This window comes from Flavobacterium fructosi (genome assembly GCF_042787335.1).
In the GTDB taxonomy this organism is placed as follows: Bacteria; Bacteroidota; Bacteroidia; order Flavobacteriales; family Flavobacteriaceae; genus Flavobacterium; species Flavobacterium fructosi.
In genome coordinates this window covers 525,604-536,722 of the sequence record NZ_JBHZQA010000003.1, presented here as the reverse complement: position 1 = coordinate 536,722, position 11,119 = coordinate 525,604, and the positions used below count along the sequence as shown (strand labels likewise).

Sequence of the window (11,119 nt, the reverse complement as noted above, 5' to 3'; positions counted from 1 at the left end):
TAATTGTACACCAAAATCAGGTGGTCAATTTGAACTGGAAAGTGGTGGTCAGTTTGCTCCGAAACTGGTGGTCAATTTACACTGGAATAGGGTGGTCAATTTGACCGGTTTTTCCAATTATATAACAAAAAGAGAGTTTGAAATTCGCTTATATGGAATTGACGCGCCTGAAATGACCTATTGCAACAAAATTAAAAATGATGAAAAAGCACTACAAATGCCAGCTGCTCTATTAATCAAACTGGGGTACCTATCATTTAACTTTTTAAAAGATCAAGTTAACTTAGGTGATGTTTGTACGTTGGTTCAGGAAGAAAATAATTTAGTTGACAAATACGGTAGATCCCTTGGTTATTTGATACTAAATGACGGTAGAAGTTTGAATGAAATAATGATTCGAGAAGGATATGCAAAACCATATAGCGATGTATTTTGTAAAATGCTACCTTTGTACCAAGAATGGAGTTTACAAGCAAAAATCACATCAAAAGGACTTTATTCTTTAGTGAGTAAATTCTAATAGATATTGTTAATTATTGTCTTGTATTTATGGTTTTTATCGATTATTTGATGGCTGTTTGTTGCCCAATCTTCGTTAACCACTGTAAATATTAACTACTTCATATTCTGCATCGGAAAGTAATTATTTTACTGTCTGAACACACGATACATTGCAAGTCCGCAGAAAGTTATCCGTAAAATATAACCCCATAAGTAACTTCCTCAGGTTGCTGTTTCAGTGTTTGTTTTATAAGGTGCTTCTTCCCTTGCGTGCTTTTCATTAATATCCTTGACAGGAATCGGGCTTTCATAATCCACAAATTACTATACAATCTCAAATACTGAATAAAGAAAAAGCGGTATCTTTATTGTATGAAAAAGCACTTCAACATTATTATTGCTGGAGCTGGAGGAATTGCCGAAGCCGTCGGTTTGATATTGATGGAATGGAGCGAAGTCACCCCTACTCTTTTTATTGGTGACAGAACCCATTCGAAAGCAAAAAAAGTAGCTAATTGGATTCAAGAAGGAACAACCAATTCCGGATTCATAAAGGACTTTCATCTTGCGGAAACAGGTCTAACGGATGAAATGAGAGTAATCTTGCGCCAGGGAGACATCATTCTGGACTGTCTACCTGGAAGCCAGGCACCAAGGATCGCTCAGTTTGCCAAAGATTTCAAACTGCAGTACGCTAACCTCACGGAATATGTTTCCGAAACTGAAGAAATAATCGCTTTGGCAAAAAATGCCGAAACTGGTTTTTTACTTCAGACAGGTCTAGCTCCCGGATACATTGGCTTATTGGCCAACGGGATTTTTCAAGAGTTTTGTTCTGATTTTAATGTTGCCAAAGTGGACAAACTTGAGTTAAAAGTTGGTGCACTTACCACACATGCTGTTGCTCCACATTATTATGGATTTACTTGGAGCCCAATAGGTGTTGCAACTGAATATCTTGAAGACACCATTGTACTGAGAAACTTTATAAAAACTACCCTGCCATCCTTATCAGAAAGAAAAACGATTATTATTGATGGTGTAACTTACGAGGAAGATCTGACATCAGGTGGGTCAGCAGATTTGGCTGATGCATTATCGGGAAAAGTGGGCTCCCTTGATTACAAAACCCTTCGCCATCCAGGACATTATGCATGGGTACAGGATCAATTTTTAAATTTGGTGAATTTCGACAATTCAATTATTGACTTACAACAAAAAATGGAAGCTATAATACCTCACGTAGAAGACGATCAAATTATTTTATATGCTGCGGTAGAAGGAAAAGATGCAGATGGAATTTTACGCCGGCGAGAAATTGCCAAACGCATACTTCCTCAAAAAATAGGAAAGCACCAATTAAGAGCCATACAAACCACCACGGCTGCTCCTTTAGCCCAAGCTGCTAAGCTATTGCTCGAAAATCCTCATAATGGTATTATTCTGCAAAGCCACATTGATTCGATAGCGTTTTTAAACGGAAATTATATTGTGCGGGTCTACGGAAAAATGAAAACTTCATAAACTACTAATGAGTAAATCGAAATAAATATTCAAATAAAAACTTCTATAGAAAAAAGCGATTTGTTTTGTACTTTTGAATATTTAAAGCAGTAAATCTACAAATACATAAGTGTCAGTACATGAATACCTACTACATACATAACGGAAATGAAAGTACAGGTCCATTTGGGCTAGACGAACTAAGAAGTAAAAAAATTACTAAAACTACTCCTGTCTGGTGCCAAGGAATGGAAGACTGGAAATACGCAGAAGAAGTGGTAGAATTGAAAACTATTTTAATCATAATTCCTCCCCCTTTAAAATCTATCATTACGCCTACACAAACGACAAAATCTATAGATAAAGAACTTAATACCAAAATTTTAGGAATTAAAAAAGATATCTTTTTTCCAGTTTTAATTGTTTTAGTTTTAATAATTGGAACAATAAGTTTTAATCTTTTTGAAGAAAATAGAAAAAATGTTTTAGAGCAAAAAAATAAGATTACGGAAAGAAACAATCAACAATTTCTGATACAACAAAGAGAAATCGAGGAACAAAAAATCCGTATTGCAGAGCAAGAACGCAAAGAGTTAGAAAGGCTGACAACCGAAAGAAAGCAACAATTAAGTAGTCGGCTTTTAGAGATTCAAAAACAACTACTTGATGATATTAGAAATCTGGAAGAGGCAAAAAATAAATTAGTTGAAGCAAACGATTTCGAGTTTTTGCGAACAACCGATGAAAAAAGTGAAGAAATAAGTTTAATCCAAAGAGATATTGAACATTGGATAAACGAAATTGATAAACTTAGAAAAGAAAAAGATCAATTGTACTTAGAGCTGGAAAAAATACAGCCAAAAGTTAGTGGAGTTACTGACGTAAATTAGTTCGTGATTTTAATTAATTAGTAGTCGTATTTTCTGAATTTTAGAGAACAATAAAAGTAATAATTGTAACGAATACAGCTATCAATCGCACTTCAACCACCCTGTGATACTCATTCGGGTATTATGGGTTACCAAAACCTCATGCACCAATTCGTCACTTTTAAAGAAAACGGTTTTACCCTGAGTAGGTGAAATTTTTTGATTGTTATTTATTTGATGAATTAATAACTCTCCGCCATCACTTTCTTGCCAATCACTATTCAAATAACTAATCATCGAGTACTTTCGACTTGGGTTGTTTTTGAACTGATCCAAATGCTTTAGATAAAAATCTCCTTTTTCATACAAGGAATAATGAAACTCATATCCAGTAATTCCAGTATAACAACTTAAATTTAAGTAGGTTATAAAAGCTTCAATTTGAGTAAAGAATTCATTTTCGAATATATTATTGTGCTTTTTATCCAGCCAATAAATAGAATCTCTTCTTACCGTACTATCGTAAGAAACAACTTCTGAGTTGCCTGTTCCTGCTTCTATCAATAAACTCTGTTGGTTTAAAGCAAGTAAATTTTGCTTTAGGTTATTTGCCAAAGCGTCACTTAAAAAATGTTCGGATATACCTACACTATTTTCAATATAGGAGGCTATTAAATCCTCAAAGCTGTTTTCCATGTCGTTTTTGTTAACTGCAAATACCGCCAACGGGACAAGGTAGACTAAATAAAATCGTTATTGGCTCATTACGAAATAAATAAAAATTTAAAATGCAAAATCGTTTCTTTAAAGTAAAACACACTAACAATTATATCCATAAAAGTCATTTAAGAAACTACAAAATTGAAATTCCTTAAATGACTTACATGGCTTATAACTTGCAGGTATTTATAACTTACTGATATAACTTCCGTAGATATCTTTAAATTGATAGCCATCAGCAAAGCGATCTTTACTAAGTTTCTTATATTCCACTAATCCCCAAAGTATAAATTCTTTCATGAAAAACTTTTCCTCTTTTTCTAATTCTGGTTGGTATTTCTTGATTAAAATTTCTAAAGGAACAATACCTCCCAGAATTCTTTGGTACTCATCATCAGAACAATCATCCAATAATTCGAAACCGCTTTCTGCAAAAAACCATTCGATGATATCCGTATAAGGTGTTTTCTCGTCTTGTTTTTCCAGTTTTTCAATTTTTGGGAAATAGGCAGGAAAAAAAGTATGAATGGCATCCCCTAATAAATGTTGTGCTACAGCGGCTGCGCCCTCCTGCTCTCCTTCGTAAACTAATTCTACTTTACCGGTAATAGCGGGAATAATTCCCATAAAATCAGATAATCGTAAAGTAGTTTTATCTTCTCCTGATTTCAATGCTCTTCTTTCGGCAGTGCTTAATAAATTCTCTAAAGCGGTAATACTCAATCTGGCACTCACGCCACTTTTATTATCAATATACTCACTTTCTCGTGCTTCAAAACTGATTTGTTCCAATAAATCTCGGGCTAACGAAGGAACATAAACCATATCACTTTGTTTAACATCAAGTTTAGCTTCCTGCTCTGTAATTGTTCTGGCAATCTTAATAGTATCTGGGTAATGTGTTAAGATTTGAGATCCAATTCTGTCTTTCAAGGGCGTAACAATACTCCCTCGATTCGTGTAATCCTCTGGATTAGCAGTGAAGACAAACTGCATATCTAGTGGCATTCGCAATTTAAAACCTCGAATCTGGATATCACCCTCTTGCAATATATTAAATAAGGCCACTTGAATTCGAGCTTGTAAATCAGGTAGTTCATTGATTACAAAAATACAACGATTCGCACGCGGAATCATTCCAAAATGTATCACACGATCATCCGCGTAAGACAGTTTTAAATTCGCTGCTTTTATCGGATCTACATCGCCTATTAAATCCGCAACGGTAACATCCGGCGTGGCTAATTTTTCGAAGAAACGGTCGCTTCTGTGTAACCAGGAAATTGGCGTTTCATCGCCTTTTAATTCAATAATGTCTTTTGCAAAACGGGAAATTGGTTGCAACGGATCGTCATTAATTTCGGAACCGTTTACAAACGGAATATATTCGTCTAATAATTCCACCATTTTACGTGCCAATCTGGTTTTGGCTTGACCACGAAGACCTAACAAATTGATATTGTGACGCGATAAAATTGCACGTTCTAATTCTGGAATTACCGTATTCTCAAATCCATGAACTCCTTCAAAAGTGGGTTTTCCTAATTTAATCTTTTCTCTAAGATTGGTACGCAACTCATCCTTGATGCTTTTGCTTTTATAACCTGATTCTTTTAATTCTCCGAGTGTTTTTATATTTTCTATTTTCATGTAAATTGTCTTTCGTCTTGTTTCTTTTCTCTAATCCTTTATTTTATTCTTTTTTTACGATTTGTTTCATAATCTTCAAAAATCATTTCTCCTAAACCTTTCAATCCAGTATAAAATGCTTTTCCTTGGTTAGCTTCCGTAAACCGATTGACAAACTGTTGTAAATACGGATCATTAGCAATCATAAAAGTAGTAATGGGAATGTGCAATTTTCGGGCCTGTTGTGCCTGACTGTAGCATTTATCCACAATATATTCGTCCAAGCCATTGCTGTTCATGTAATAAGAACCATCTTTTTCGCGAACACAACTTGGTTTACCATCGGTAATCATGAAAATTTGCTTGTTGGTATTTCGTTTCCTGCGGAGAATATCCATGGCCAATTGTAAACCTGCGACCGTATTAGTGTGAAAAGGTCCTACTTTTAAATAGGGCAAGTCCTTGATTGCTATAGTCCAGGCATCATTCCCAAAAACCAAAATATCTAAAGTGTCTTTTGGATAACGTGTCGTAATCAATTCAGCCAGAGCCATTGCCACTTTTTTAGCAGGTGTGATTCGGTCTTCACCATATAAAATCATACTGTGACTGATGTCGATCATCAAAACGGTACTCATTTGGGATTTGAATTGGGTTTCTTCAACGACCAAATCATTTTCAGTGAGCATAAAACTTTCTACCCCATTATTAATTTGGGCATTGCGTAAACTTTCGGTCAATGAAATTCTTTCGAGACCATCACCAAAATGAAACTCTCGAAATTCTCCTGTATGTTCATCTCCATTCCCAGAATGTTTAGTTTTGTGATTACCAGTTCCAGAACGCTTTAAGTTCCCAAAAATGGTATCTAACGCTTGTTGCCTGATGGCGCGCTCCGTTTTTGAAGTAATTCCAATTCCTGAAGTACCATCTTCTTTGAGTTCATCACGGATGTACCCTTTTTTCTTTAAATCTTCGATGAAATCATCAATGGTGTAATGTTCATCAGTCAATTTATACTCCTTATCTAATTCTCTTAACCAATCAATCGCTTCATCAAAATCTCCTGAAGTATGTGTGATTAATTCTTTGAAAACACCAAAGAGTTTATCAAATGGAGACTGAAATGGCGCTTCATATTGTTTAAAATAAAATCCTTTTTTATTATCATTTTTCATAGACTTTAAAAGTACATTATTTTAAACCGTAGGTTAGACAAACGTTTATTAATTTTTAGTTAAAACATAAAGACACTATTATGCAGGTATAAAAAATAAAAATTAATTAAAAAATTCCCCATCGACATAAAACCAACTTCCGTTTTCACATATGAAAGCAGAACGTTCATGATGAATTTGTTTTTGAAATTCTCTGTCCAAAAAATAGGCTTTGAATTCAACCGTATTCGCTGTAGCGTTGATAATTTCTAATTTAAGCCACTGATTACTACTAGCCCAATTTAGAATTTCGGATTTAGAATGGTATTTCCTTTCAGAAAAATGAGTTGTAGCCATTAAATAATCAACGTGAAGTGTGGCATAAGCGGAATACCGAGATTGCATTAGTGTTACAGCAGTTGGGGCTTTTTTACTTTCGTTTATAAAAGGTTCACAACAGTCCTTAAAAGTTTTAAAGGAACCGCAATAGCATTTTTTTTGAATCATTAAATTGATAAGATCTTTTTAAATTTAACTTGTCGCTTGTCCGTCAAGCCCCGCTATTTTTTGATGCAATTGATTTAACAATACTTGATAGCGACTTACTTCCATTAGATCTTCATCGTCGTCAGAAAAATCAAGCAATTCGTCCAGTTCCTCACTTACTTCAACTAATCTATTGTTGGCCTTTCTCGAATTTTTTTCGGCAATAAAATTAATTATTTCCTGCACCTTATTTTTTATTATATTAAATTTATCTTTTTGCATACTAGTATTTATTGGTTACTCTCGGAAGAATTAGTTTCGTTAAACTTCTTTACAATTTGCTTTAATTTTTCTTTACGATCTCGTTCAGCTTGCTTTGCTTTGTCCTGTGCTTTATGCAGTTTATCGTTGTGTTTCTTGATATTCCCTTCATTATTTCTACTCATTTCCTTTACTCTTAATTATCACAATCAATTATTTGATTCAAAACTTGTGCAAAGTTCGGGTTATTTATTCAAATTTAGATTGTTTTTGTCTTGATTATCGATTGAATTCAAGATTCACTGAGACTAATTAGCAACTTTTTAAACGAAAAAAAATAAAAAAAATAAGATATTACTTATAGATAAATTAATTTTATTACAAAAATTAAATCCGCAATTTAAATAGCGTTGATAAACAATTATATAGGAATACAATATGGACTACTTCACTAGCGTCAGAAAATTTCTTTGCAATCAATTAACGACTTGTGCTAATTAATTTTTTTTATTTATATTTAGCCACTAGTAAAAAAAAGTCTCAAAGCCGATCAAATTATCCTATGATATTAGAAAAAAAATGGACAAAGTTTATTTCGTGGTTTTTAAATAAACCAAAAACTACAGGTCTGCTTGTGTTCCTTTTTTTGAGCCTAGTTGTTGGCTATATTGTTTATCAACAATATCGAATAGTTAAAGAAGATGAACACACGGAAATGAATAACACGCTACAAAGCGTTCAACAAAATATAGAACAATCGCTAAGAAACTGCTACACTACTGCATTAACTTTAGCATTAACTATAAATGACAAAGGTGATCCACAAAATTTTGATGCTATTGGAAAAAAACTATTAGAATCAAATCATAGTATTTCTGCCGTTCAACTAGTGCCAAAAGGAGTGATTAAATATATTTATCCAATGAAAGGGAATGAGGCTGTGATAAATTTAAATATTTTAGCTCCTCCTTATCTTAAGGAAGCACTAAAATCGATTGCAACTCAAAAAATGTATTTTGCCGGTCCTTTAGATTTAAAACAGGGAGGTGTTGGAATTGTTGGACGTTTCCCTGTTTTTCATAATAACGTATTTTGGGGATTTTCTGCTGTAGTCATTAAATTGAATCATTTATTAGATTCAGGCATTAATAATGCTGATGGGTCAAAATATTATTTTCAGTTATCCAAAAAAAATGCAGTTACCTTACAAGAAGTTTTTTATTTACCTAATACAAGTAATTTTTCTAAAAAATATCACATTTCTGCATCTATTCCTGATGGAGAATGGAAATTATACCTAATTTCTAAACATCAAAATTATCTTTACTACCAAATTTTAATCCCAGGAATATTAGGTCTTATTTTTGCGGCAGTTTTTGGTTTTACGATAACTTCACTTTTAAGAATGCCTCAAGAATTTCAGCTTTTAGTTCATAACCAGGCAACGAAACTTTTGAATAGTGAAATAAAATACAAGTCAATTTTTGATCAGGCCGCCGTAGGAATTGCCTATATTGATTCGTATTCTGGCAATTTTCTGAAAATAAATAAGCAATTATGCAACTTACTAGGATATTCTGAACAGGAAATGAAAGAAATGAGTTTTCAATTCGTAACCTATCCAGATGATTTAGAAGAAGATTTAATGAGTATGGCAAAATTAAAAGAAGGAAAAATAAGAGCGTATTCAATGGAAAAACGCTATATTACAAAGAAAAACAATGTTATCTGGATAAAACTTACTGTTTCGCCTCTTTGGAATATCAATGAGAAACCCACAACTCACATTGCAATTATTGAAGACATTTCATTAAAAAAGGAAGCCGAAAAAGAATTAAATGATTCTTTCAATTTAGTTACGGAGCAAAATAAAAGACTTCTTAATTTCTCTTATATCGTTTCTCATAATTTAAGATCACATACGAGCAATATTTCTTCGATTATGGATCTAATTGAAATTTCGGAATCAGAAGAAGAAAGAAATGAAATGATCCAGTTATTGAAATCTATTTCTAATTCATTGAATGAAACCATGCTTCACTTAAACGAGGTCATCAATATAAGAACGAATATAGGTTTAGTATCAGAATCCTTAAATCTAAAACAATATATAGACACTGCGCAAAGGGTCCTAACCGAACAAATAACACTAAATGATGTTGCAATTACCTCTATGATACCAGACGACGTCATGGTAAATTATAATCCGGCTTATCTGGAAAGTATACTTTATAATGTTATCTCTAATTCCATTAGATACAGGCATCCGGAGCGAAAACCAGCTATTTCAATCAAATGGCTTTTAGAAAATGAGATAAATGTGCTACAAATTTCAGATAATGGAGTTGGAATAGATCTTGTTAAAAATGCGGATAAAATTTTTGGAATGTACAAAACATTCAGTAATAATTCAGATGCAAAAGGAATTGGGCTATTTATAACAAAAAATCAAATTGATGCCATGGGAGGCAATATAACTGTAGAAAGTGAACCTAATATTGGGACAACATTTAAAATCTATATTCAATGAGAAAAAAAACAATATGGGTAATAGACGACGATACTATATATCAAATTATAGTTAATAAAATTATTCAAAAATCTGAAATGTTCTCTAACGTAACTTCTTTTAAAAACGGTAAAGAAGCAATAGATACTTTAACTTCTCTAGCAAAGCAGGATGAATTGCTACCAGATATCATATTATTGGATATTAATATGCCCATTATGGATGGATGGGAATTTATGGAAGAAATGACAATTTTAAAGCCTTCAATGACCAAAAAAATTATTGTTTACGTCGTAAGTTCTTCCATTGCTATAGAAGATAAAAATAAATCGAAAACGTATCCAGATATATTAGGATATTTATCTAAACCTGTACACATAAACGATTTAATTTTAATTGCCTCAAATGATTAAAATACCATAATAAATTTTGGCAATTGTTGATTGTATTTCGAATGACATAAATCTTTGTTATTAAGGATTGAAAGCTAAACGATTTCTCTTTTTATTTCGTCCAAAGTTCTACGGGTAAATATTAATTCCTCAATAATTTTTTTTCGCAAAATGTCCAAATCATCATATTCAAAATACTTTGCCCATGATGTCAACGCAAAGAGATTCCTAATTTGTTTGATTCTTTTTGTGGTTTCAAAACTCGTCCGAAGAATGGCTTTATTATCATAATTTGAATTGTTTTTATGCTGATAATTGACAGTCTGTTTCAAATAATTTGCTTCTAAATAATACAACTCATCCACTGGATTATCATAATAAAAATTCTCCCAAGGAGCAAAACCTAATTTAATTTTAGATTCTGATTCAGGTTCCAGTGGCTCCAAACGCCATTTGCTATTAGCCAATCGCCCCCAATGATTAGACAATCGATACATTCCTGATTTAGAATAATAATAACTGCTCCCTGCTTTACTTTGGTATTGAACTACCAATCCTTTCAGGCTAATCAATGACACTTCCTGAAACACACAAAAGGTATTTTTGAATGAATTGGGATTGGGACGAAATATTTTTTCCATAAAACAAAGGTAATCAGAAAGTCTAAAATAGAGCAAGACAAATAATATTTGATTAACTTTGCAAACTAGAATTTCAATAAATAAAATAGATCATGACCAAAGCTGCAGACGAAAAGATGTTACAAAAAGGGGTATATACCGGAATAATTGAAAAAGATGAAAACAACAATTTTTTTTGTGGTGTATATCTTTTAGATTACAAAATGGTTCAGGCTAAACATATTGTTGGAGATTGGATTACAATAAAATCCATAATAGAAAATCCAAGTGATATTAGTTATAATAAATATCAGAAAAAGTCAAAAAACTTTGACAAAGCAAATAATAAACCACAGCAATAAAAATCGTTGAACCGTATTTTTAAATAAAATACATAAGTATTGGTCACTTTTTTTTGAAAATTTTTTAGTCATAAACTAAAAAGTTAAAAAAAAGTGTACCTTTGCAAAAA

13 protein-coding genes are annotated in these 11,119 nt (G+C 32.6%); 6 read left to right on the top strand and 7 right to left on the bottom strand.

The annotated features are described in order from the left end of the window. From ACFX5D_RS07720 to ACFX5D_RS07710, 3 genes are all read left to right on the top strand, one after another. On the top strand, positions 1-520 hold a 520-nt coding region (locus ACFX5D_RS07720; RefSeq protein WP_379857659.1), incomplete at its 5' end, for a thermonuclease family protein. A 353-nt stretch (positions 521-873) separates the two neighbouring features. Continuing rightward, complete coding sequence (locus ACFX5D_RS07715; protein WP_379857658.1) at positions 874-2,025, top strand: saccharopine dehydrogenase family protein; 1,152 nt, start codon at positions 874-876, stop codon at positions 2,023-2,025. Between the two features lie 119 nt (positions 2,026-2,144). Continuing rightward, positions 2,145-2,894 carry a GYF domain-containing protein gene (locus ACFX5D_RS07710; RefSeq protein ID WP_379857657.1) on the top strand — a complete coding sequence of 250 codons (750 nt, stop codon included), beginning with the start codon at positions 2,145-2,147 and terminating at the stop codon, positions 2,892-2,894. Positions 2,895-2,975: 81 nt separating this feature from the next. Here the strand turns inward: ACFX5D_RS07710 and ACFX5D_RS07705 are convergent, their stop codons facing one another. From ACFX5D_RS07705 to ACFX5D_RS07680, 6 genes are all read right to left on the bottom strand, one after another. Beyond that, complete coding sequence (locus ACFX5D_RS07705; protein WP_379857656.1) at positions 2,976-3,569, bottom strand: 2OG-Fe(II) oxygenase; 594 nt, start codon at positions 3,567-3,569, stop codon at positions 2,976-2,978. Between the two features lie 210 nt (positions 3,570-3,779). Beyond that, positions 3,780-5,243, bottom strand: coding sequence for an AAA family ATPase (locus tag ACFX5D_RS07700; protein WP_379857655.1), 1,464 nt, complete (start codon positions 5,241-5,243; stop codon positions 3,780-3,782). 38 nt (positions 5,244-5,281) lie between these two features. Then, positions 5,282-6,400, bottom strand: a complete 1,119-nt coding sequence (locus ACFX5D_RS07695; protein ID WP_379852928.1) for a vWA domain-containing protein — start codon at positions 6,398-6,400, stop codon at positions 5,282-5,284. 102 nt (positions 6,401-6,502) lie between these two features. Further along, a complete protein-coding gene (locus ACFX5D_RS07690) occupies positions 6,503-6,886 on the bottom strand; it encodes a YchJ family protein (protein WP_379857654.1) in 384 nt (127 codons plus the stop codon). Positions 6,887-6,910: 24 nt separating this feature from the next. Further along, positions 6,911-7,147, bottom strand: coding sequence for a hypothetical protein (locus tag ACFX5D_RS07685; RefSeq protein ID WP_379857653.1), 237 nt, complete (start codon positions 7,145-7,147; stop codon positions 6,911-6,913). A gap of 8 nt (positions 7,148-7,155) precedes the next feature. Further along, entirely contained in the window at positions 7,156-7,311 is a 156-nt protein-coding gene (locus tag ACFX5D_RS07680; RefSeq protein WP_139259865.1) for a hypothetical protein, read from the bottom strand. A gap of 377 nt (positions 7,312-7,688) precedes the next feature. Here ACFX5D_RS07680 and ACFX5D_RS07675 point away from each other — a divergent pair, with 377 nt between their 5' ends. Together ACFX5D_RS07675 and ACFX5D_RS07670 are read left to right on the top strand one after the other, a co-directional pair. After that, positions 7,689-9,656 carry a PAS domain S-box protein gene (locus tag ACFX5D_RS07675; protein ID WP_379857652.1) on the top strand — a complete coding sequence of 656 codons (1,968 nt, stop codon included), beginning with the start codon at positions 7,689-7,691 and terminating at the stop codon, positions 9,654-9,656. Beyond that, positions 9,653-10,048, top strand: a complete 396-nt coding sequence (locus ACFX5D_RS07670) for a response regulator (RefSeq protein WP_379857651.1) — start codon at positions 9,653-9,655, stop codon at positions 10,046-10,048. Before ACFX5D_RS07675 ends, ACFX5D_RS07670 begins: the two co-directional genes overlap by 4 nt. 74 nt (positions 10,049-10,122) lie before the next feature. Here the strand turns inward: ACFX5D_RS07670 and ACFX5D_RS07665 are convergent, their stop codons facing one another. Further along, on the bottom strand, positions 10,123-10,668 hold the full coding sequence (locus tag ACFX5D_RS07665) for a hypothetical protein (protein WP_379857650.1): 546 nt from the start codon (positions 10,666-10,668) through the stop codon (positions 10,123-10,125). Between the two features lie 92 nt (positions 10,669-10,760). Between ACFX5D_RS07665 and ACFX5D_RS07660 the strand changes: the two genes are divergently transcribed. Continuing rightward, on the top strand, positions 10,761-11,009 hold the full coding sequence (locus ACFX5D_RS07660) for a hypothetical protein (protein WP_379857649.1): 249 nt from the start codon (positions 10,761-10,763) through the stop codon (positions 11,007-11,009). Positions 11,010-11,119: the final 110 nt, after the last annotated feature.